Here is a 21072-nt window from a genome sequence, read left to right as displayed (position 1 = left end):
GCAATGAAGATTGACCAAAAGAGGTATGCTTTACAAATGAGCAGCGATCCTGTTCTGGATGGTTTCGGAAGCCTGTCGGTCCCCAAGAAGACCGACACGAACGGAAATTTTGGAACGGGCGCTGTTTTCGGAGCTTATCCAGATCCAGAAAGATCGATCGCCATCCTTACCGGAAAGAGAGGCTTCGGTTAGGTTTTTGCTTTGTTTTTCAATGGTCAGCCCAAGATCCCTGCATCCTTTGATGGAGGCTGTGTAGGCACGCTCCACAGAGACATTGCGGGTGACCGAGACCTTTCCCTCGACGTAGGAATAGGTGGCTGCAACACCGGCGCCTCCGGCGACTAAAGCGGCACAGGAGCACAGGGAGCAGAGCAGAGCCAGGGAGAACAATGTAAAGCATAATGATCGACACGACATAACAGATCTCCTTAGAGGTAGTTGAAAGATAGCCAGAGTGGCAGGGCTGGTTTGTTTTCATGGCCGGCTTGCCGCTCAGGACGATTTGAAACGCTCTCGCCCAAACCCTTGCTCAATGAAAACAAGCCGTACGGGCAGGATGTCAGGCAACGGCTTAATGAACGATACCTGGAACGCTGAGGCAGTCACATCGCCTGAGCGGGGCAAACCGGTCATCATATTTCATGTACGTGCATGAGAACAAATGTGCCCTGACCAAAGTGGCTTTTGGTATTCACAACGGGTCACTCTTCAAGCAAAAACAGTTCCTTGACGGTCAATTCAATACCTACCAACCCCCGATAGATGGTTTGGCGGGGAGTGAAGGCAATGCGGATATACGCCCCCTTGTGCAGCTGGTAAAGGGGGTTGTCACCCTGGCGCCATGCCAGGGCGCGGAGGGTGATGTGCGCTGGCTCATCACGAAGATTCAGGGAAATATGCCTGTTCTGGCTAAAGGACTTGATCCCGACCACGCGAACCCGGGGCGAAAGAAAGACCGGTCTGGGGCTTCCGGGGCCAAAGGGCTGCAGGGAATCGAGCTCAGCGAGGAGAACCGGGGTTATCTTGTCAAAAGAGAGTTCGGCATCGACCTTGATCGAGGGACGGGCGGGACAGATCCCCTTACAGCACGTTGACACGGCGGCATCAAATCGTTTGCGGAAGGCGCACAGGTTTTCAGGTGCTATTGTCAGTCCAGCAGCCATGGGATGGCCGCCAAATTTGTGGAGAAGATCCTTGCAGTCCGTGAGGCAGTCAAAGAGGTTGATGTCGGAGATACTCCGCCCAGACCCCTTGAGCAGACCGTTGTGATCGGAAAGAAGGATAGTCGGCCGGTAGGTGTGCTCGGTGATCCTGGAGGCGGCGATGCCGAGAACCCCCTGGTGCCAGTTGGCCCCGTAGAAAACCTGGCCGAGTACGGGATCGTTCTCCTGGAGCTGATCCAGGGCCTGGGTCACAATGGTTTGTTCGATGGTCTTTCGTTTGGAATTGAGCCTGTTTAGTTTGTTGGCAAGAGGAGTGGCCTTGTCAAGGGTCTCGGCCGTGAGCAATTCCAAGGCTGAATCCGCCGTGGTCAGCCGACCCGCCGCGTTGAGCCTTGGGGCGAGTCCGAAACCGACATCACCGGAGCCAACGCAGGCGTCAGGTTCAAGAGCACATGCTTTTTTGAGCCCGGCTATGCCGGGACGCTTGCCAGCCTTGAGAAATAAAAGGCCGTTTTTGACCAGAATCCGGTTTTCTCCCATCAGGGGAACCACATCCGCTATGGTTCCCAGGGCCACGAGGTCCAAAAGGGGACGGACGTCAAGAGCAGGGGGGAGCAGACGGTTCAAGGCGGCAATGAGCAGAAAGGCGACACCCACACCGGCGAGATCCGGACATGGGCATGCTCCCAATTTGGGGTTCACGATTCCATCGGCCTCTGGAAGACTTTCTCCAGGAAGATGGTGATCCGTGACGATCACGGTCATGCCCCGTGATTTGGCATGATCCACACTCGCGTGGTCATTGATGCCGCAGTCCACGGTGATCAGCACCTGGATCCCCGCATCGGCAAGCCGATCGATCTCCGTTTCATTGAGACCATAGCCATGGTCGAATCGGGAAGGAATAAACGGGGCGATGGGCAGCTGTTTACGGCGAAAAAAATCCATGAACAAGGCTGTGGAGGTAATGCCATCGACATCGTAGTCACCCCAGACCGCGATGTTTTCGTGCCGATGGATACATGCCGCAAGGGTATCGGCGGCCTCGAGCAATCCCGGCCAGGCTTCAAGGGGTGAAAGATGTCTGAGCCCCGGATCGAGAAATTGTTCGATGGACTGGGCATCCCTCAATCCCCTGCTGAAAAGAATTGCTGCGGTAACCTCAGTGATTCCGAGCTGTCTTGACAGTCGGCGGACAGTGCGGGTGTCTGCTGCGGACAGAGGGGGAGGAAGACGAATCGGATCGGATGTAGGGGGCATGGATTACACAAAAGGTTAGAAAAGAGGGTGCCAAAAAGAATGACCCGTTCCATGCAATAGGCTGGCAGGGAGTCGGGTCAAAGCGAGCAACGGCAACTGATTTCCCAAGATCATTCTATGAGTTTTTCAACGTCTTCGTTGAGTTCCTTGACGATTTTCTTCTGCATCCCTGGGTCAAGAAGTTTTTTTCCGGCCAGATATTTCAGAAATTTTCTGCTTTCGGTCATGGATCTGTTCAACTTAAGGGCGGCAATGATGTAATCGACTGTCTTGGCAAAATTGCCTTTGGCAAAATAGGCCCTGGCGATATTGTAGTTGAGGTTTTCATCGTTGCTGCTCAGGGTGAGCGCACGTTCATAGTATTCTATGGCCTGATCCAACATATTGTTTTTGCGCAGATTGATTCCGAAATCATTGAAAAGATGTTTGTGCTCCTCTTCGAACGCGGCGTCGAGTTTGACCAGACGGCGGAAGATGTCGTCGCCTTTCTCCTTTTCTCCCCGTTCAAGATAGGTGAGCCCCAGGCCGAAATTGGCCCGAATATTTTCCTCATCCACATTGAGGGCATTGCCATACTCGAATTCGGCACTGAAGGTTTCCCCCCGTTTGCGGTGCCTGTCTGCTCGGGCAACGGTTTTGGAGAGCTCCCGGATTTTCGGATACACGGTTGCGGTATAAAATTCTGGTTCCGGTGAGAACTTGTTCAGGAATTCGTCCTTAGGAAACGTTTGCTTGGGACCCGATGGGACGTAATTGATGTTCAAGGGCTGAATTTCAATCTCGTCACTGTCTATCTCCTGGGCGAACCAATAGGTTTTTTGCAGTGACTTGCGGGCTGTAGTACCTGTTCCGATCTGCTTCAGGCTTTGGCTGGAGAAAACGCCTTTGATTTTTTCGCGCACAGGGGCTTTGTCGGGAGTAGGTGTGTTCATGCGTATTCCTCGATAGCGTCAAGGTAACATAGGGCGGCGTGGACCGGATCGCCTGCCCGTGTGATCGGGCGACCTACAACAAGATAATCCGATCCCGCAGCCACAGCAGCCTCCGGGGTACTCACCCGTTGCTGGTCATCCGCTGTATTCTGGTTCCCCATGCGTATGCCGGGGGTGACGATGGCAAAAGGGTGGGGGGATTGTTCTCTCACTCTTTGCACTTCCTGACCGGAACAGACAATCCCGTCAAGTCCCCACTTGCGGGCGTGGTCTGAAAGCGTCAGCACCGCCTCTTCGAGATCTCCATGCATGGCGGGCGCAAAGCAGAGGTCCTCTTTGGTCATGCTTGTGAGCACACTCACCCCAATGAGCAGAGGACTGTGGTTTGCGGCTGCACGGGTACCATCGAGGGCTGCCGTGGCCATGGCCTCGCCACCCATGAGATGAATAGTCAGCATGTCGGCACCAGAACGGCAGGCAGAGGCGACTGCCCCGCGGACGGTATTGGGAATATCCATAAACTTGAGATCGAGAAAAACCTTGAATCCCAAGTTTTTGAGCGTGGCCACAATCTCCGGGCCGGTACGGCAAAAGAGTTCCAGACCGACCTTGAGCCAGCGGACATGGCCGGACAATGTCGTAGCCATGGCCAGGGCCTGTTCTCGAGAGGCAAAATCCAGTGCAACAATGAGTTCTTTACGGGCCATGATTTTTTAGCATGCAGGGTGAAAGGTGAATCAAGAAAGATATGGAAGTGCGCAGTACGCAGTGTGCAGGAAAAAACAAAGAAGCGTCCCACGGCACCATTTTTTACGAACTCGACACAATCGGTTTATCCACACAGAGAAGGGGTCATGCTTTCAGCAGGGACTGCTTGAGTCCTGGCCGGTGCAGGGCTCTGGTCCGTGCCGCCATGTAGACGGCCCGGAGCTCGTTATAGGCGGTGTGCAGGTCATCGTTGACGATCCAGAATTCAAAAAGGTCGCATTGTTCGATTTCCTGTCTGGCGTTGGTCAACCGTTGGGAAATGATATCCCGGGAGTCCGTGCCCCGGTGTAGGAGACGGCTTTCCAATGCCTTCAAGGACGGAGGAAAGAGAAAAACAAAACATCCCTGAGGAAGGGTTTCTTTGATCTGACGTGCGCCTTGGACATCGATATCAAAGATGATGTCCTTGCCCTCAGCCAGGATCGCCCGGGTTGTTTCCAGAGGAGTTCCATAGAAATTGCCGTGCACCTCGGCCCATTCAGCGAAAAATCCCTGGTCGCGTAATTCAAGAAACATGTCCCGGTCCAGAAACCGATAATCTTTGCCCTCGATTTCCCCCGGACGGGGTGGCCGTGTGGTGCAGGAAACCGAAAAGGCAAACAAGGGGAACTCCTGGTGGAGTTTGGCGATCAGGGTACTTTTTCCGGTTCCCGAAGGGGCGCTTATGACCAGGGGCAGGCCGGTACGCTCAAGCATCCTGTTCATCCTCGCTGTTGCTGGAAAAGCGCTGTGCAATGGTTTCCGCCTGGATGGACGAAAGCACACAATGGTTGGAATCGGTCACGATGATGGACCGGGTCTTGCGCCCCTGGGTGGCATCGATGAGCCGGCCATCCTTGCGGGAATCCTCCCGCAGCCTCCGCATGGGGGATGAGCTGGGATTGACAATGGCCACGATTCTGGAACTGACGATAAAATTGCCAAAGCCGATATTCAAAAGCTGTTGGTGTTTCATGGATTCGATCCTCAGGTTGAAATGACCTCTCGGTTCGGGTGGAAACAGATCCATGCAGGAGCGTCCCCTTGCCGAGCTCTTTCCTACTCCAGATTCTGAACCTGCTCCCGGCACTTTTCCAATTCAGCCTTGAAGGTCACGGTTCTAGCTCCGATCTCGTGTTTTTGAATCTTGTTGGCGCAGGTATTGATTTCCCGAAAACATTCCTGGAGAAGAAAGTCGAGTTTTCGACCCATCTCCCCTCCCTGGGCAAGAACTTTTTCAATGCTTGCCAGGTGGGCATCCAAACGGGTCAGCTCTTCGCTCACATCCAGCTTGTCTGCGAGAATGGCCAGTTCCTGAAGCATCCTGGACTCGTCCACCTGGACCTGTTCCAGAAGTTGGTTGATACGTTCCTGAACCAGGATAAAGCGATTTTGGACGACCTCTTTGGAGGCGTCGTGGAGTTCCAGAACAATGGACTTGAGAATCTCGATGCGAGCGAGCAGGTCATCGAGCAATGCCCGGCCTTCCTGTTTGCGGCATTGATTCCAGTCGTCCAGGGCGTCAACAAGGCCGGTCTGCAGGTCCTCTATGAATCGGGGGTCCGGTGTTGCTCCGGAGTCCCTCCAGAGAGACGGCATGGACAAAAAAACATTGTAGTCCGGTGTGAAACAATGACCATGCCGTGAAGCCACCGTGTCCAATTGGGAGAGCATGGCCTCGAGCATGGTTGCATCCAATTCCAGACCGAGACGATCCGGATCGGTGATCTGAATTTTCAAAAACAATTCGACCCTGCCCCGGGCGGCATATGATCGGATGGTCTTTTCCCAGCCGGCGACAAAGCTGTACATGGTTTGAGGGATCTTCCATTTGAGATCCAGAAACTTGCCGTTGACGCTCTTGATCTCCCAATTGATGGACCAATGGTCGGTGCGGATTGTGGAAGAGCCGTATCCGGTCATGCTTTTTGGCATTGATGTGATTCCTTGGTTTGGTGATGTGATCGAACCTGAAGGGTATAAAGAGTCCGCAGCCGGGTCAAATGATCCTTGATTTCAGCCGTGGCATAATCGGGAAAGGTCCACGGGAGATCGACCCATTGCCCCCGCTGGTAGATGAGGGTCAGATCGGCCCAGATGCCGGACCGAAGATAGATGCGGTGGGTGAAATTTTTGCCCGTTGCCAGGACCAGCCGTTCCTGGTTCAGGTATCCGGGATCGAGGTTGAACAGGCGGTTGCCCGTGGTGGTTGTCCCGTTCTCTTCGAGAGAATTGGTCCAGAGTTTGATTTCGGGAAGATCGTCCAGGGGCATGAGTCGTTCAAAGCTGATCAGCCTTCTTGTGATGGGAGTTCCGAGTTCTTTGTCATAATAGGTGGTCTGGGTGAACGGGATCTCCTCGGAAACATAGTCCATGGGGGATAAACGGTTTTCCAGGGTCTTTCTGAGTTCGGGCCAGAATCTGTCCCACCTTGCACTCAGGATGGACAGAACCGGCTTGGCCGGAAGAGGGATGGCTGGAGTGCTCACTTGGCTTCTCCGTGTCGGGTTGCTCCGGACAGGGTGACGAAAAGCCCTTGTACATCCTGACCCACCGGAGTGACCAGGTGCGGGGAGGGGTCGGTGGGAGAGACGAGACCGGGGGTGGTCAAAACACAGGGGACATAGAACTGGCTCATGCCTTTGATCCCGTCCTCGAAAATGACCTCAAGCGGGCTCTCCTGTGCCAGGGACTGGAAGAAATCCTGTTTTTTTTCCGCCACCACGGAACGGATTGCAGCGGCCCTGGTCGTGCGCTCGCTGTGGGCAACCTGATCTCCAAACGATGCTGCGGGTGTTCCAGGACGTTCGGAATAGGGAAATACATGGGCATACGTCAGGGGGAGCCTGCGAACACATGCAAGGGTCTGTTGAAAATATTCGGATGTTTCGCCTGGAAACCCGGTGATGATGTCTGCCCCCAGGGCGAAAACAGGCCAGATTGTTTTGAGCCGGTCCACAAAATCCAGGACCATTTCCGGGGAATAGTGCCCCCGTCCCATGCGGCGAAGAACCTGCGAGCTGCCGCTTTGCAGGGAGATGTGCAAATGAGGGCATACCAGAGAAGACGCCTTAAGGATTTTCAACCCCGTATCCGTCAACTCCGAGGGCTCGAGGGAGCTGAGCCGGATGCGCGCCCTGGACCGCCAGGTTGCGCCGAATCTTTCTTCAATGGCCTCGAGAAGTTCCCAGAGGTCGGTTCGGGGATGAAGATCCCGTCCGAAATGCCGCAGATTGATGCCGCACAAAGAAACCTCATGGATCCCGGCCAGAAACAATCTTTCGATTTCATCCAGGATCGCCTGAGGCTTTCGACTCACCGATCTGCCCCGGGTGGTCGGAATGATGCAATAGGTGCATCCGTGGGAACATCCGTCCTGAATCTTGATCACTCCACGGGTTCGTTTGTATCTGGAAATGGAAAAATTCGGAAAGGGATGTGAACTCGTGTCGGTATGCGGCGAGGGAAAGGATGTCCGTCCGGGATGATTACGCAGAAGATGTTTGTCTTTCTGGGAAACCGCGAGCCTTACCCCGTTCAGCCGGGCCAGTTCGGGCAGGGCCTGAACAGCGCACCCAGCCAGAATGATGGCCCCTTCGGGATTGTTCTCGTGGATTTTGCGGGCATGTCGCTTCAGGTCGGAAATAGCCCGCTGGGTCACGGCGCATGTATTGATGAGGATGATGTCTGCGCTTTTTGGATCATCGCACTCGCGCATGCCGTGATCGATCCATGCCTCGCGGATGGACTGGGATTCATATTGGTTGACCTTGCAACCCTGGGTGAGGATGAAAAAAGTCTGGTGTGGCATCGTCATGACCATGATCTGCGAAGCCGGCCCCGGGTCCTTAAGGGGGAAGGGGCCGTTCAGGAGGCGAGTTCATTGAGCAGACTGTCGTCCATGCCCAGAATGGCGATTTTGTGGCGATCGGCCAGGTCAAGGGTTTCCTGGGGACTGAACAAAAGGCTGTTTAAGGCATCAACGGCCAGGCAGGTTGCCTGGGCGGTGATCATGCTTTGAATGGTTTCAGGGCCGATGGCCGGGAGATCGAGGCGGTCGTCCTGACCGGGTTTGAAAATCTTGACCACCACGCACCCTTTTTTGGCCAGGGTGCCGGCCCGCAGGATCGTTGCATTGGTTCCCTCGATGCCCTCGACTGCAACGGTCATCTGCTCCCTGACCACAAGGCATTGACCAATGTCCAGCCTGCCCAGGGTTTTTGCAATGGGGCGGGCATACAGGATGTCCTTGAGTTCACGCTGGTTGGGAGGTCGTCTGGTCAAAACCCCCCGGGGCATTGCGAGTTCGGGGACGAAGCGGGTCGCTGAAACGACCTCCATCCCCTCTTTTTCAAATTCCCGGGCAACGGCTCGCAGCAGGGAATCGTCACTCTTGTAGGCCAGGGAAAGAAGTATCCGGGCGGCCCGCAGATCAGGGCGTATATTCAGGGCCCGTGGTTTGTTGATGGGCCCGGCAAACACGACCTGTGAGACATTGTGCTTTTTGAAGAAACGGATCAGCCCCCCCAACTGCCCCAGTTTGAGCCATGTGAACGTATGGGTCGAGGAAGGGGTTTCCTGCGCGGTATCGCCAACAAATCCCGCCCCGATGACCTCGAACCCCTGCTCGTGGGCATTTTGGGCCACCAGGGAGGGGAAGGTTCCGCCTCCGGCAATGAGTCCAAGTCGGGGTGCTGGTTTGTTCATGGGCGACTCGATGTCCGCAATACTATTCTCACCGGGTTCGCAAGAAAGAATCGTCTTGCCGAAAAGCAAAGAAATACATCTCGTCATGCCCCTGACGTCACACCGCGTTGGGAATTCCTGATGAATTCCACAAGGTGCCGGACACGCTCGATCTCGCCAAACTGATCCATGACCTCTTTGCAGGCAGCCTTGAGATTGCCTTTGGTTCGCCAGATGCGTTTATAGGCATGTTTGATGGCCTTGATCTCTTCGGGGGTAAATCCGGCCCGTCTGAGCCCGATGAGATTGGGTCCCCTGAGCTGGGCCCTGTCACCCACGGCCATCATGTACGGGGGGATGTCCTGGGCGACCCCGGTCTTTCCCCCGATAAAGGCATGGGTGCCGATGCGCACGAATTGGTGCACGGCTGAGAGGCCGCCGATGATGGCATGGGGGGCCACCTCCACATGTCCGGCCAGGGTCGCGCCATTGGACATGATCACATGATCCTCGAGCTGACAATCGTGGGCAATGTGGCAATAGGCCATGACAAAGCAGTCGGAGCCCACGCGGGTGATGCCGCCTCCGCCCGAGGTTCCGCGGTTGATGGTCACGAACTCGCGTACGGTGATCCTGTCACCCATTTCCAGTACGGTCCGTTCGCCATGATACTTGAGATCCTGAGGCGGGCCACCAATGCTGGCAAAGGAATGGACATGGCAGTCTTCGCCCAGCGAGGTCAGTTGCTTGATATGGACCGATGCCTCGATGATTGACCGATCACCGATGCGGGTATCCTCCTCCACAATGGCAAAAGGCCCGATGGTCACGTCCTGGCCGATGATCGCGCTGCCGGCAACAAGGGCTGAAGGATGGATTTCGGTGGCCACTACCCGTCCTCTCTGTTGACAACGGCTGCAGTGAGAAGCCCTTCGGCCACCTTTTTACCGTCTACTTTGGCGATCCCCCGGATTTTCCACAGATTGAGTTTGTGCTTGAGGTAGGTGACTTCGAGTTCGAGAACATCTCCTGGAAATACGGATTGCCTGAATCTGACCTTTTCAATGCCGGTGAACAAAAAGATCTTCTCCTGCATTTGATCGGGAATGGATTTGACAACAAGGATCCCCCCGGTCTGGGCCAAGGCCTCGAGAATGAGAACGCCCGGCATGACCGGATAGGCAGGGAAATGCCCCTGGAAAAAAGGCTCGTTCAGGGTGACACCCTTGATGGCCTTGATGTGATCGAGGGGGGCAAAGTCCAGGACCCTGTCCACCAGGAGAAAAGGATAGCGGTGAGGCAAAAGGTCCAGGATGTCTTTGCTCACGATTTCGCCGAATTCTGGTTGTTTCATAATCTATTCCGGATAATGGGGTTGAGAGTCTATAAGGATGTCCACAGGATTCAGCCGTTCTCGGGCCCACATTGCTCCTGCAGTCTGGCCAGCTCTTTCTCCAGCCGTCGCAGTCGTTTGGACATCTCGGGGAGCTTGGGGAGGGTCGTCACGGTTCGCAGGTATTTTTTATACTCGAAGGACGGCATGCCGCCCCCCAGATCCGTTTGGGGGGGAATCGAAGCGTGGATGCCTCCCTTGGCCGCGACACGGCACCCATCGCCAATAGTCAGGTGGCCGGCGACACCGACCTGTCCGGCAAGAACAACTCCCTTGCCAAGTGTGGTGCTTCCGGCAATCCCCACCTGGGCGACGATGATGGAATTCTCACCCACCTGGACATTATGGCCGATCTGAACAAGGTTATCGATTTTCGTGCCCCGGCCGATTCTCGTCTCTCCGAGAGCGGCCCTGTCAATGGTGGAGTTCGCACCGACCTCCACATTGTCCTCGATGACCACCCGACCGATCTGTGGAAATTTCTCCAGCCCCTGGGCTGCCTGGGCAAATCCGAATCCGTCACTGCCAAGAACCACTCCGGCATGGAGGATGACCTTGTCCCCGATTCGGGTGCCATCCATGAGGGTCACACGGGGATAGATCGTACACCCTTTGCCGATGTGACAATCTTCACCCACATGGACGTGGGGAAACAGACGGGTTCCCGCCCCCACTTCGGCTCCCTCTCCAATGTATACAAAAGGGGCTATTTCCGCGGACGGGTGAACCGTTGCACCGGGATGGATAAAGGCCTGATCGCTCTGGCCTGAAAATCGACCCAGGGGCTTGGCCATGACCTGAACCAGTCGGGCAAAGTCCAGATAGGGCTGGGTGCTTATCAGAACCGGACAGGGCGCCTGATCCACATGGTCCTGATCGGTGATGATCGCACCGGCACGGGAGGAGGCAACCTGGTCAATGTACTTGGGATTGGCCAGGAAGCTGACCTCGTCGGCGGTGGCATCGGCCAGGGTGTTGACTCCTGTTATGTCCCGGTCCTCGCCCTCAAGGGTCAGGCCGAGGCGCTGGGCAATTTCCGAGAGAAGCATTATTTTTTTCCTTTGTTCTTGGCCCGCCATGCCTTATTGACCTCGACCATGATTTCTTCGGTCAGGTCGACCTCTTCGTCGGCATAGATCAGTCCGCTGGCCTGGGCATCGGTGATGGTCGTGTATCCCTGTTTCTTGCCGTACTCGGTGATCACCTCGACCACGAGTTTGATGACCGGTTCGCTCAGTTTCTGCTCTTCCTGCTGGATTTTCCGCTGGTAGCTCCTGTACATGTCCTGGAAGTCTCTGACCTTGCGCTTGTAGGCCAGCTGCTTGTCTTCCTTGGCCTCCTGGCTGAGGACAAACTCCTGCTTCTGGAGTTCCTGCTGGATATTCTCGATCTCTTCTTTTTGTTTGTCCATTTTCACCTTCACGTCCTTGAACTGGTCCTGAAGTGATTTCATGGCATCCTGTCCGGGTTCGGATTGGGCGATGATCTTTTGCATGTTGATCACGCCGATCTTGGGACCGGCAGCAAGGGCGGATGCTGTGAAAAGCAGCATGAGGCAGGTAAGCATGATGGTTTGACGCATGAGGTTCTCCTTTACATGTCCATACATGGATTGATGGTTTGATTGGTTGCTGTGCATACCCGGTTAGAAAAATTGGCCAACGGAAAATTCCACCCGGCCGCCGCCGGAGACATCGTCGTCTTCGTCCAGGCCGTATCCGTATTCCAGGCGCAAGGGGCCCAGAGGCGAGTACCAGCGGATGCCCGCACCCACAGATTTGTACAGATCGAAATCAATGGATTCATCGTCATCCCAGACATTTCCAGCGTCGAAAAAGGCGACACCCAAAAGGCCTATCTCCTTGTTGATGGGAAAGATGTATTCGAAATTGGTGAAGAACTCCTTGACCCCGCCTTTCTTGTCGTCGCTGCCGTCGTCATACCGGGGGGCGATGTCTCTTCCCTTGTACCCGCGTACCGAATTGATCCCGCCGAGATAGAACCGTTCGAACAGGGGGATCTCATCGTTTCCGTTCTTCATGATATACCCTGCCTGCCCATGCCAATGGAAGACCGTGCTCCAGAACAGGGGGTGGTACCAGCTGCTGTCTGCCAGGTACTTGATGAATTCGTCGTCACCCTGGAGAAGGCCGCCGGAATATTCCACGGATACGGTGTTCTTGGTTCCCCGGGTGGGATTGATCCGTCGGTTGGTAGTGTCGCGGGTCACCCCCCCATAGAGGGTGCTGGCCCAGAAGGTTCCCTCTTCGATCTCGTCATGGTCGAATTCGTCCTCGTCCAGTTCCGAGATGGTGTAGCGTTCCAGCCGGTAGTTCCAATTGAGCCGGGTGTATTCGCCAAGCGGGTAGCCGAACAGGGCTTTGCCGCCGACGGCTTTTTTGTCGTAATCGTCGTAATCGACCTTGGTGACGTAGGCCTGGGCCCCGAGACCGAGTTTGGTATCGTTGTAATGGGGGTTCCAGAAGGTGGCGTCGTACCGAGTGGTCTTGGCCCCGAAACTGCCTGTCAGCGAGGTGGTGTAGCCTTTGCCGAACAGGTTGCGTTCCTGGATGGAGCCGGTGATGAAGACCTTGTCCAGGGTCGAGTAACCTGCTCCGGCACTGATCATGCCGGTGGATTTTTCCTTGACCTTGACCACCAGGTCCATCTGGTCAGGTTCGGTGGTGGGCACGGTTTCAATGGCCACGGTTTCGAAATAGTCCAGCTTGGTCAGGCGGACATTGGATCGGTTCAGCATGGCCCCGCTGAACTGGTTGCCATCGGTCAGCCGCATTTCCCGGCGGATGACATTGTCACGGGTTTTGGTGTTTCCCTGAATCTTGACCCGACGGATGTAGACCTTTCTGCCTTTGGTCAGAACATAATTGACGTCAAAGGTCAGGTCTTCCTCGTTTCGGGTCATGTCGGCGTTGGCCTCGGCATAGGCATAGCCGTAATTGGTGTAGAAATCCGCCAGATTCTGGATGTCGGCCCGTAATTTGGATCTGTCGAAATAGCCGTCTTCTTTACCGGTGAGATCATCCAACTGGCAGACCTTGTGGAGGGTATCCTGACTGACGATCAGGTCGCCGGAAAAGGTTACCTTGCCCACCCTGTAGCGTTTGCCTTCGTTGATCTTGAAGGTGATGTAGATACCGTCTTCCCTGTAATCGACTTCGGGCTGGCCCACTTTGGCATCCATGAACCCCCGATTGCCGTAATAGGCCTCGATGGCTGCAGCATCCCGATCCAAAAGTTCTTCCTTGAGCACGCCGGATCCGGTCAGCCAGGAAAACATGCCCCGGGTGGCCAGGGCCAGTTCGTCCTCGACATCATCGGGATCGAGTTGTTCGGCCCCTTCGATGGTGATGCCCTCGATGTAGAGCTCCTTGCCTTCCTCGATGGTGATATTCAGCCGGGCCCTGCCGGGTTCGGAAGATTCCAGGTTATAGCTGATCTTGGCGTTGTAATACCCCTTTTTGCGGTAGAGGTCCCTGATCTTGTCCATGTCTTCCACAAGGACCTTGGGGTTGAGTACTGATCCGGTCTTGCTGCTCATGACCTCGATGATGTCGTCCTCGTCGAGTTCCTCGGCCCCGACCACCCCAATGGCCTGGATAAGGGGCTTTTCCTTGACCTCGAAGGTGACTTCCTTGCCCTCCATGATATCCGTGGTCGTGACCCGGACATCATCGAAATATCCCAACTCGAAGAGTCGCTTGACCTCCTCGTTGATCATTTTGGGATCGTAGATGTCCCCTTTTTGCATGTGCAGCCGCATGAGAACGACATCTTTTTCCAGGATATGGGTGCCCTCGACCTTGATGGCCGCTATTTTTTCCTGACTCTGAAGTTCCTGACCGATTTTTTCCGCGAGTTCGTCAATGGCCGGCAAAAGGTTGATCAACCCTTCCTTGACCACGAACAACGCCTTGGATTCCTTGAGACCAAAGGCCTCCACGAGACGGACATCAAGACTCAGGCTTTCGCCGATCTGGCTGAAGCTTCCATAGACTGCGTACTGGGCACTGCTGAGCAGGGCAATGTCCCGGGCTGTCTGGAGATCGAGCTCCATGATCTGTTGATCCTCGATGATCCGGTCGAGTTCGCGTTGATCGACAGTGGGGATCTCCAGTTCTCGGAGTTTCTGTCCAAGCATTTCCGGCAGACTCTCGTTGAGATAGGCGAGTTCCGGTGAGGCATTGATCTGAAAGGGCAGCACCGCCAGTTTGACCGTTTTCTGGGCAAAAGCAGGCGGCGCGATCAGGATTCCCAGAATCAGGATCGCGCATGCTATATGCATGGTAGCCAGGGACATGTATCTATTGTTCATAGAGTTCTCCGGAGCGTAAAACCAGTTGACGGTCCATGTGCTGGGCAAGACCGGTGTTGTGCGTCACCACGACCAGGGTGGTTTGCAGCGTGCTATTGAGTTCGAGCAAAAGGTATCCAACGGTGTCCGCTGTTTTTTCGTCGAGGTTTCCAGTCGGTTCGTCGGCCAGGATGACCCGCGGTTGCATGACCAGGGCCCGGGCGATGCTCGTTCGCTGACGTTCGCCGCCGGAGAGGGTGGTCACCTTGTGGTCGAGCCGATGGTCGAGCCCCACAAGTTCCAGGGCCTTGGCGGCGGCATCGAGGGTTTGCTTCCTGGGTCGACCCGCAATGATTCCCGGCATGGCCACGTTTTCCAGGGTATTGAACTCGGGAAGGAGATGGTGGAACTGGAAAACAAAACCGATTTCCCGGTTCCTTGTATGGGCCCGGTCCTGTTCGTCAAGCTCTTTCAGATTTCGGCCCTGAAAAAAAATTTCGCCACTGGTGGGCGTATCCAAGGTTCCCAGGATATGCAACAGGGTACTTTTTCCCGAGCCCGATGCCCCTAGAATGGCCAATGATTGACCTGCCTGAATGTCCAGGTCGATATCCTTCAGCACGGTCAACTCTTCGGCCGGCCCCTGGCAGGTTTTGCCGACGGCTGTAAGCCGGTAGAGGAGATCATTCATAGCGCAACGCCTCGGCGGGTTCCATGCGGGCAGCCTGACGTGCCGGATAGATGGTGGCCAGAAAACACAAAAGCATGGCAGCAACCCCGATAAGGGTCATGTCCAGCCAGTCGAGTCTGATGGGGATATGGTCCAGATAATAGACATCTGCGGGCAGTTTGATGAATTGGTATTTCTTGAGCAAGAGGCTGATCCCGATTCCGAGGAGATACCCGAGGACCGTGCCGATAAACCCGATGATGGTTCCCTGAAGGATGAAGATGTTCCGGATATGTTTCCGGGTGGCCCCCAGGGACATGAGCACAGCGATATCCCGGGTTTTTTCCATGACCATCATGATCAAGGTGGTCACGATACTGAAGGATCCGACCAAGACGATCATGATCAGGATGATTCCCATGGCCGTTTTTTCAAGCTGCAGGGCGGAAAAGAGATTCTTGTTCATCTCGATCCAGTTGCGCACATACAGGGGAAAGCCCCCCAGCGCGTCAAGAACCTGATCGCCAATTTTTTGTACTTGGTAGACGTCGTACACCTTGAGTTCAATGCCGGTGACCAGATCCTCATTCATCCCGAGAAGTTTCTGGGCCGCTGGAATGGAAATATAGGCAAGCGAGGAATCGTATTCGAACACCTCGGTGGCAAAGATGCCGCAGACCTGAAAGGTCATGATCTTGGGACTGAATCCGGCAGAGGTCTTCTTGCCTGCCGGGGACATGATATTCACCTGGCTGCCCATGGTCAGACCGAGCCCCTGGGCGAGTTCCTTGCCCACGATGACCCCGGGAAAGCCTTTGGTCGTCCCCAGCCCCTGAATGGTTCCTTTTTTCAGATCCTCGCCGATACTCAGGACGGAACCTGCAGATTGAGGATCAATTCCCCGCAGCACGGCACCTTTGGCTCCGCCTGGCGAGCTGAGAATGACCTCGCTGTAGATAAAAGGGGTTGCGCTCTTGACCCCGGAAACGGAGCGGGTTGTTTCCACCAAACGGTCATAGTCGGCAAAGCCCTTTTCCAGGCTTCCGACAATGACATGGGCGTTGATTCCCAGAATTTTGTCTCGGAGGTTTTCGCTGAAACCGGTCATCACCCCGAGGACAATGATCAATGCCGCCACACCGAGTCCGACCCCCAGGATGGAAATGAGGGAAATGACGGAGATGAAGGCCTGCTGTCTTTTGGCGATGAGATAGCGCAGGGCTATGGAAAGTTCAAAGTGCATGAGTGACAGGAAAATCTTCCTTTTCTGGTCGACGTGGTCAGATGGATCCTACTCTTTGCCGGAGGCTTCCGGGCGCAATAATGGGAACAGGATGACCTCGCGAATGGATGAGGAATCAGTGAGCAGCATGACCAGGCGATCAATGCCTATTCCCTGTCCCGCAGCGGACGGCATGCCGTATTCCAAGGCACGAACATAATCCTCGTCCATGCGATGGGCCTCGTCGTCACCCGCTTCCTTTTCCTTGACCTGTTCGGCAAAGCGATCCCGCTGGTCATAGGGGTTGTTCAATTCGGAAAAGGCATTGGCCATCTCGTGCCCCGTGATAAACAGTTCGTACCGGTCGGTGATGGATGGATCTGCCTCGTTACGTCGGGCCAGCGGCGAAATATCCGTTGGATAGTGATAGATGAAATGGGGCTGGATCAACTTGGGTTCCACGAGAATATCAAACAATTTGGCCTGCAGCTTGCCGAGTTTTTCCCCGATCTGGGCATTTTCCCCCAGTTTGCGCACCAGGTTCTTGGCCGTGTCATAGTCCTGGTACTCATGGGGCGTGAGCCCGCCGATCTTTTCGAGCGATTCGTAAAAGGTCATCCGGGTCCATGGCTTGCCGAGCTCGATAGGCGTTCCCTGGTATTCCACGGTCGTGTCTCCGGTGACCTCCAGGGCCAGGGTCTGAAAAAGCTCTTCGGTCAGATCCATGAGGTCGTTGAAATCGGCATAGGCCCAGTAGAATTCGATCATGGTGAATTCAGGATTGTGCTGGGTATCGATGCCTTCGTTACGGAAATTCCGGTTGATTTCGTAGACCTTCTCAAACCCACCGACCAGCAAGCGCTTCAAATAGAGTTCAGGGGCGATGCGCATGTACAGCTTCATGTCCAGGGCGTTATGAAAGGTCTCGAACGGCTTGGCCGTTGCGCCTCCCGGAATTGCCTGCATCATCGGGGTCTCGACCTCCAGAAAACCGCGGGAGTCGAAAAAGTTGCGCAAGGAGCGGACAATGGCGGTCCGTTTCAAAAAGATGTCCTTGGCCCTGGGATTGACGATCAGATCCACATAACGCTGTCTGTATCGGGTTTCCACATCCTTGAGCCCGTGAAATTTTTCCGGAAGGGGGCGCATGGATTTGGTGATCAGGGTGATGGAGGAGGCCTTGATGGTCAGCTCTCCCGTTTTGGTGCGGAAGATACTTCCCCGGACTCCGACAATATCACCTATGTCGAATTTTTTGAAAATTTTGTAGTCATCCACCCCAAGGGCGTCTCTTTGGGCGCAGACCTGAATGGAACCGGAGCGATCCACCAGGTGGAAAAAAGCGATTTTTCCAAAGGATCGGAGACTGACGATGCGTCCGGCAAGGGCGAAATCTTCGCCAGCCTGGTTCAGACTCTCCTCATCTTCCACATCGCCGTACTGGTCGAAGATGGTGGAAACCTGGGTGGTTCTGCAAAACGTGTTTGAATAAAGGGGTATTCCTGCTTCTTCGAGAAAAGCGGCTTTTTCCTTGCGATGGCGAAGGACCTGATTTTCGTTGGGAGCAGTCGTGGTGTTCTTGCTCAACGCTCGTTCTCCATAATGACTAGATACAATGAAAAAGAGCCTCTTGCCGCGGTCCTGCCGCGGTTCAAGGGCCTGAAAGGAATGCGTTCGTGATAGTTGGGGGGTGCCGGGTCAGGCTGTCTTCCCGGTGAGGCGCACATGTCTGGGGGAGGCTGACCGCCCGCAACACAAGAGAAACTGCGTATTGCAAATCCCCGGGGGCGTCAAGAAAACTGGTGCCCGGTGCGACCCTGTGTCTTGACTTTGCCGGGTCCATCGGCAAAGAAAATCCACTTCGTGCGGAAAGGGATTCGCTCCCGGATACCCGGAAGGGTTTCGGAAATCATCGCGTGGATCAAAAAAGGAGATAGATGAGCCCATGAGTTGGATCATGTTTGTCGCAGCACCTGTTATCTGTGCATTTATCGGGTGGTTGACCAATTATCTGGCCGTGAAGATGTTGTTTCACCCCAGAAAACCGATCAGGATTTTTTCACTGACCATCCAGGGGATCTTTCCCAAGCGTCAGAAGGTTCTTGCCGCCAACCTGGCCATGATGATCCAGGATAATCTCATTTCGGAAAAAGATGTCTCCAAGGTGATTGTCTCTCCTGAATTTACCGCAAGGTTCAAGGAGATGATCCGTCAGGGGCTGGAAACATTTATCCGGGAGAAACTAATCAAGCTCCATCCCATGGTCGGGATGTTGTTAAACGATCAGACCATGGAGAAGGTCCTGGGCATGCTGGACAACCAGCTGGAGGAAGTCGTTCCCGGATTTTTGGAACAAGGAGCCCGGGAGGTGGAGGATCGTTTCGATGTGGCCCGCTTGGTCAGGGAAAAGATCGAGGGATTTTCCATGGACCAGCTCGAACTGCTGCTTTTCTCCATCATGAGCAGGGAATTCAAGTTCATTGAACTGGTTGGTGCGGTTCTGGGCTTTGTGATCGGGATTTTCCAATCCTTGTTTTTTCTGCTAGGTGGCAGTGTCTAACCGGTCGTCATCAATGAGCATGAGGTAGTCCGTCTCCATGATCCTGAACGCCAGCCAACTCAGTGCCCTCAGACAGCGCAACGATGAAGAATTGCGTAAAGGAAAGTATGCCAAGTACGGCTATCCCGCGCACACCATTCAGGACCTCCTGCAGACCGTTGAATCCATCAAGAAGGAAAAGAAAAAATGGCAGCGCCTGGCCCAGGAACGGGGGCAGTGTCTGAGAAAAATCAGTGAGCTGGCCGGCAAGGTGGAGGAGAGATAGACTCTGCGACCTGGTGGTCCAGCGGAAGATGTTTCCTTTTTTCCGCGCAGAGGCGGTAAAGACGCCAGAAGAGAGGTAACCCACGCAAAAAGGCCTGCAATATTAATATTGCAGGCCTTTTTGTTGTTTTTTTCGACCACGAGAGCGTCTCAATGTGAGTCCGTTTCGTTGTCCTCCTCAGACTGGGACGCGAATTCGCAGCACATAGCCTCTTTGTAAGCCTCGATTTCGTCCCTGTACATCGCCAGGGGAACATCCATGTGGCAGGACCTGCACACAACGCGGCCCTTGGCTCAGGTCCCCTGGATCTCGGCGGGGCCGCCGCAGAAGATGCACGTGAGTTCAGCCATCTTATTTCTCGAGCTGCTGGATGCCTTCCAGGACCCAATTGTCTCCGGATTGGTTTTCATATTTGCTGAAATGCCAGACCTCGCGAACCTGTTCAGTGTCCTGACTGGAAGAATCCTCGCGCATGAGCACGTCGAAATAGACCGTGGCCACGGTCTGATTGCCCGTGGTTTTCACCTCAAGGAGTTCCCCGTTGATGAGCAGGATCTCTGTGGTGCTCGGAGTGGGATCGTTTTTGTACTGCTCTTCAATGAAGCTGTAGACTTCCGGGGAGGTAAAGGTGCGGATGTCGTTCAGATCCCTTTTGTCCCAGGAGTTTTGAAGACGCTGGTACACGGCCTTGGCCCCTTTCATGAAATCGTCCTGGTCAAAACCCGGAGGGACGGTCGGTGCTTGGGAGGCGCCTGTGGCAGCACCGCTTCCTGTCTGCAGGTTGTCCCATGCCGCGCGGTGATCCGAACGGTGCATGGTATAGGGCGTTCCGTCGGCAGAGAGACCCCCCTGCGTTGCTGCGGCCTCCCGGCGTCTGCGAAGAAAGCGCATCAAAAGGAAGATGCCTCCCCCGATAAGCAGTATGTCCAGGAAGTTGGGACCCATGAAATGGCCGCCGCCGAGCATGGAGCCGAGCAGGCCGCCCATGAGCATGCCGCCGAGAACCCCGCCGAACATGCCGCCCATCGGACTCCGGCGAGGTGTCTGCCCGGTCCGGCCGGCCTGGGTACTCTTGGAGGGGGTGGATCTGGAATAGTTGTTGGAATAGGAGGATCTGCCGCCAAAGGATCTGCCTCCGCCAAATCGTTTGGCCTCGGCCGTCTGTACCATGGCCATTATGACCAGGGTGGCAATCAGAATTGGCAACAGGATGAGAAGATGTTTGAGACGCATGATAACTCCTTGTGTATGATAAAGGGCAGGGGATATATGATAGAAGATGTGGTAGAGATGACGTCGTATCTGTTCGGCAGTATCCACGGTGCGGCAGTCCCAAATCCTGCGAATTTTCAACATGCCGGAGGAGAGGTTGCAGCAAACGGAATACAACAGAAATAGCAGATAAGGAGGAATCAGAGGACGTCAAGAAAAATCGCTCCATACACGAACAGGGACGTCAATGAAGACGCCCCTGTTAGAGAAGCCGGGCACCCAGAAGTAACTGTTACCGCTGCTCCCTCTCGGGCCTGACGGGGTTGGCAGCACCCCTGCCGCCCGGCTTCACTCTGTGTCTGGGGATTCGATGAGGATGGGAAACATCGAAAAAAAATGGCGGAGAGGAGAGGATTCGAACCTCCGGTACCCGGTTAGGGTACACACACTTTCCAGGCGTGCGCCTTCAGCCAGACTCGGCCACCTCTCCGCAACGGAAATGAGGAACTATCCAAAACCGGGTTGCTTGGCAAGGGAAAAAACGGGAGAAATGAATTTTTTTCTCCCGTTTTTCGCATCAGCATGACAGGGTGTACTGAGCCAAGGCCCGATTCAAAAAGGGAGTTTTCAATCAGCCTCGTGGTCGGAGA

General features: G+C 54.8%; 21 protein-coding genes, 1 tRNA gene and 1 other RNA gene. 2 read left to right on the top strand and 21 right to left on the bottom strand.

Going from position 1 to position 21072, the window contains the following annotated elements; genetic code table 11:
* Window positions 1-30: 30 nt before the first annotated feature.
* The 18 genes from ACTVJH_RS09150 to lysS form a co-directional block, all read right to left on the bottom strand.
* Window positions 31-417, bottom strand: a complete 387-nt coding sequence (locus tag ACTVJH_RS09150; protein ID WP_455989622.1) for a DUF3568 family protein — start codon at window positions 415-417, stop codon at window positions 31-33.
* A gap of 284 nt (window positions 418-701) precedes the next feature.
* Entirely contained in the window at window positions 702-2423 is a 1722-nt protein-coding gene (gene recJ / locus ACTVJH_RS09145; protein ID WP_455989620.1) for a single-stranded-DNA-specific exonuclease RecJ, read from the bottom strand.
* Between the two features lie 110 nt (window positions 2424-2533).
* Window positions 2534-3355: a tetratricopeptide repeat protein gene (locus ACTVJH_RS09140; RefSeq protein ID WP_455989618.1), complete on the bottom strand. Its 822-nt coding sequence runs from the start codon at window positions 3353-3355 to the stop codon at window positions 2534-2536.
* Window positions 3352-4062 carry an orotidine-5'-phosphate decarboxylase gene (pyrF, locus tag ACTVJH_RS09135; RefSeq protein ID WP_455989616.1) on the bottom strand — a complete coding sequence of 237 codons (711 nt, stop codon included), beginning with the start codon at window positions 4060-4062 and terminating at the stop codon, window positions 3352-3354. The genes ACTVJH_RS09140 and pyrF overlap by 4 nt, the downstream gene beginning before the upstream one ends.
* Before the next feature lie 145 nt (window positions 4063-4207).
* Window positions 4208-4819 carry a guanylate kinase gene (gene gmk / locus ACTVJH_RS09130; RefSeq protein WP_455989614.1) on the bottom strand — a complete coding sequence of 204 codons (612 nt, stop codon included), beginning with the start codon at window positions 4817-4819 and terminating at the stop codon, window positions 4208-4210.
* Complete coding sequence (locus ACTVJH_RS09125; RefSeq protein WP_455989612.1) at window positions 4812-5078, bottom strand: DUF370 domain-containing protein; 267 nt, start codon at window positions 5076-5078, stop codon at window positions 4812-4814. Before ACTVJH_RS09125 ends, gmk begins: the two co-directional genes overlap by 8 nt.
* 83 nt (window positions 5079-5161) lie before the next feature.
* On the bottom strand, window positions 5162-6037 hold the full coding sequence (locus tag ACTVJH_RS09120; RefSeq protein WP_455989610.1) for a YicC/YloC family endoribonuclease: 876 nt from the start codon (window positions 6035-6037) through the stop codon (window positions 5162-5164).
* On the bottom strand, window positions 6022-6591 hold the full coding sequence (locus ACTVJH_RS09115; protein WP_455989608.1) for a DUF4416 family protein: 570 nt from the start codon (window positions 6589-6591) through the stop codon (window positions 6022-6024). The genes ACTVJH_RS09120 and ACTVJH_RS09115 overlap by 16 nt, the downstream gene beginning before the upstream one ends.
* Window positions 6588-7919: a MiaB/RimO family radical SAM methylthiotransferase gene (locus ACTVJH_RS09110; RefSeq protein ID WP_455989606.1), complete on the bottom strand. Its 1332-nt coding sequence runs from the start codon at window positions 7917-7919 to the stop codon at window positions 6588-6590. The genes ACTVJH_RS09115 and ACTVJH_RS09110 overlap by 4 nt, the downstream gene beginning before the upstream one ends.
* 50 nt (window positions 7920-7969) lie before the next feature.
* On the bottom strand, window positions 7970-8809 hold the full coding sequence (locus tag ACTVJH_RS09105; protein ID WP_455989604.1) for an LpxI family protein: 840 nt from the start codon (window positions 8807-8809) through the stop codon (window positions 7970-7972).
* Between the two features lie 83 nt (window positions 8810-8892).
* Window positions 8893-9678 carry an acyl-ACP--UDP-N-acetylglucosamine O-acyltransferase gene (gene lpxA, locus ACTVJH_RS09100; protein WP_455989602.1) on the bottom strand — a complete coding sequence of 262 codons (786 nt, stop codon included), beginning with the start codon at window positions 9676-9678 and terminating at the stop codon, window positions 8893-8895.
* Window positions 9678-10142, bottom strand: a complete 465-nt coding sequence (fabZ, locus tag ACTVJH_RS09095; RefSeq protein WP_455989600.1) for a 3-hydroxyacyl-ACP dehydratase FabZ — start codon at window positions 10140-10142, stop codon at window positions 9678-9680. The genes lpxA and fabZ overlap by 1 nt, the downstream gene beginning before the upstream one ends.
* Window positions 10143-10192: 50 nt before the next feature.
* Window positions 10193-11230 (bottom strand): UDP-3-O-(3-hydroxymyristoyl)glucosamine N-acyltransferase, encoded by a 1038-nt coding sequence (lpxD, locus tag ACTVJH_RS09090; RefSeq protein ID WP_455989598.1) that lies wholly within the window; start codon window positions 11228-11230, stop codon window positions 10193-10195.
* The gene (locus tag ACTVJH_RS09085; RefSeq protein ID WP_455989596.1) at window positions 11230-11763 is read right to left on the bottom strand and encodes an OmpH family outer membrane protein; all 534 of its coding nucleotides are present in this window, start codon (window positions 11761-11763) and stop codon (window positions 11230-11232) included. Before ACTVJH_RS09085 ends, lpxD begins: the two co-directional genes overlap by 1 nt.
* A gap of 63 nt (window positions 11764-11826) precedes the next feature.
* The gene (bamA, locus tag ACTVJH_RS09080; protein WP_455989594.1) at window positions 11827-14514 is read right to left on the bottom strand and encodes an outer membrane protein assembly factor BamA; all 2688 of its coding nucleotides are present in this window, start codon (window positions 14512-14514) and stop codon (window positions 11827-11829) included.
* Window positions 14504-15184, bottom strand: a complete 681-nt coding sequence (locus ACTVJH_RS09075; protein WP_455989592.1) for an ABC transporter ATP-binding protein — start codon at window positions 15182-15184, stop codon at window positions 14504-14506. Before ACTVJH_RS09075 ends, bamA begins: the two co-directional genes overlap by 11 nt.
* Window positions 15177-16406 (bottom strand): lipoprotein-releasing ABC transporter permease subunit, encoded by a 1230-nt coding sequence (locus ACTVJH_RS09070; RefSeq protein ID WP_455989590.1) that lies wholly within the window; start codon window positions 16404-16406, stop codon window positions 15177-15179. The genes ACTVJH_RS09075 and ACTVJH_RS09070 overlap by 8 nt, the downstream gene beginning before the upstream one ends.
* A gap of 48 nt (window positions 16407-16454) precedes the next feature.
* A complete protein-coding gene (gene lysS / locus ACTVJH_RS09065) occupies window positions 16455-17972 on the bottom strand; it encodes a lysine--tRNA ligase (RefSeq protein ID WP_455989588.1) in 1518 nt (505 codons plus the stop codon).
* 358 nt (window positions 17973-18330) lie between these two features.
* Between lysS and ACTVJH_RS09060 the strand changes: the two genes are divergently transcribed.
* Both ACTVJH_RS09060 and ACTVJH_RS09055 read left to right on the top strand, forming a co-directional pair.
* Window positions 18331-18945: a DUF445 domain-containing protein gene (locus ACTVJH_RS09060; protein WP_455989586.1), complete on the top strand. Its 615-nt coding sequence runs from the start codon at window positions 18331-18333 to the stop codon at window positions 18943-18945.
* Between the two features lie 37 nt (window positions 18946-18982).
* Window positions 18983-19210 carry a hypothetical protein gene (locus ACTVJH_RS09055; RefSeq protein WP_455989584.1) on the top strand — a complete coding sequence of 76 codons (228 nt, stop codon included), beginning with the start codon at window positions 18983-18985 and terminating at the stop codon, window positions 19208-19210.
* 351 nt (window positions 19211-19561) lie between these two features.
* Here ACTVJH_RS09055 and ACTVJH_RS09050 read toward each other — a convergent pair whose 3' ends face one another.
* The 3 genes from ACTVJH_RS09050 to ACTVJH_RS09040 all read right to left on the bottom strand — a co-directional run bounded on the left by ACTVJH_RS09050 (window position 19562) and on the right by ACTVJH_RS09040 (window position 20912).
* Window positions 19562-20443, bottom strand: a complete 882-nt coding sequence (locus ACTVJH_RS09050; protein ID WP_455989582.1) for a Tim44 domain-containing protein — start codon at window positions 20441-20443, stop codon at window positions 19562-19564.
* Between the two features lie 238 nt (window positions 20444-20681).
* An RNA gene (gene ffs, locus ACTVJH_RS09045) (signal recognition particle sRNA small type) lies at window positions 20682-20777 on the bottom strand.
* 42 nt (window positions 20778-20819) lie between these two features.
* Window positions 20820-20912 (bottom strand) — tRNA-Ser (locus ACTVJH_RS09040).
* Between the last annotated feature and the right edge of the window lie 160 nt (window positions 20913-21072).

It is taken from the genome of Desulfoplanes sp. PS50, assembly GCF_053851535.1.
This window is presented reverse-complemented; position numbering and strand designations above follow the sequence as displayed.

What these genes read in the sequence shown, in the direction of transcription:
- ACTVJH_RS09150 (WP_455989622.1), bottom strand. Translation starts at nt 417, where the DNA reads ATGTCGTGTCGATCATTATGCTTTACATTGTTCTCCCTGGCTCTGCTC.
- recJ (WP_455989620.1), bottom strand. Translation starts at nt 2,423, where the DNA reads ATGCCCCCTACATCCGATCCGATTCGTCTTCCTCCCCCTCTGTCCGCA.
- ACTVJH_RS09140 (WP_455989618.1), bottom strand. Translation starts at nt 3,355, where the DNA reads ATGAACACACCTACTCCCGACAAAGCCCCTGTGCGCGAAAAAATCAAA.
- pyrF (WP_455989616.1), bottom strand. Translation starts at nt 4,062, where the DNA reads ATGGCCCGTAAAGAACTCATTGTTGCACTGGATTTTGCCTCTCGAGAA.
- gmk (WP_455989614.1), bottom strand. Translation starts at nt 4,819, where the DNA reads ATGCTTGAGCGTACCGGCCTGCCCCTGGTCATAAGCGCCCCTTCGGGA.
- ACTVJH_RS09125 (WP_455989612.1), bottom strand. Translation starts at nt 5,078, where the DNA reads ATGAAACACCAACAGCTTTTGAATATCGGCTTTGGCAATTTTATCGTC.
- ACTVJH_RS09120 (WP_455989610.1), bottom strand. Translation starts at nt 6,037, where the DNA reads ATGCCAAAAAGCATGACCGGATACGGCTCTTCCACAATCCGCACCGAC.
- ACTVJH_RS09110 (WP_455989606.1), bottom strand. Translation starts at nt 7,919, where the DNA reads ATGACGATGCCACACCAGACTTTTTTCATCCTCACCCAGGGTTGCAAG.
- ACTVJH_RS09105 (WP_455989604.1), bottom strand. Translation starts at nt 8,809, where the DNA reads ATGAACAAACCAGCACCCCGACTTGGACTCATTGCCGGAGGCGGAACC.
- fabZ (WP_455989600.1), bottom strand. Translation starts at nt 10,142, where the DNA reads ATGAAACAACCAGAATTCGGCGAAATCGTGAGCAAAGACATCCTGGAC.
- lpxD (WP_455989598.1), bottom strand. Translation starts at nt 11,230, where the DNA reads ATGCTTCTCTCGGAAATTGCCCAGCGCCTCGGCCTGACCCTTGAGGGC.
- ACTVJH_RS09085 (WP_455989596.1), bottom strand. Translation starts at nt 11,763, where the DNA reads ATGCGTCAAACCATCATGCTTACCTGCCTCATGCTGCTTTTCACAGCA.
- bamA (WP_455989594.1), bottom strand. Translation starts at nt 14,514, where the DNA reads ATGAACAATAGATACATGTCCCTGGCTACCATGCATATAGCATGCGCG.
- ACTVJH_RS09075 (WP_455989592.1), bottom strand. Translation starts at nt 15,184, where the DNA reads ATGAATGATCTCCTCTACCGGCTTACAGCCGTCGGCAAAACCTGCCAG.
- ACTVJH_RS09070 (WP_455989590.1), bottom strand. Translation starts at nt 16,406, where the DNA reads ATGCACTTTGAACTTTCCATAGCCCTGCGCTATCTCATCGCCAAAAGA.
- ACTVJH_RS09060 (WP_455989586.1), top strand. Translation starts at nt 18,331, where the DNA reads ATGAGTTGGATCATGTTTGTCGCAGCACCTGTTATCTGTGCATTTATC.
- ACTVJH_RS09055 (WP_455989584.1), top strand. Translation starts at nt 18,983, where the DNA reads ATGATCCTGAACGCCAGCCAACTCAGTGCCCTCAGACAGCGCAACGAT.
- ACTVJH_RS09050 (WP_455989582.1), bottom strand. Translation starts at nt 20,443, where the DNA reads ATGCGTCTCAAACATCTTCTCATCCTGTTGCCAATTCTGATTGCCACC.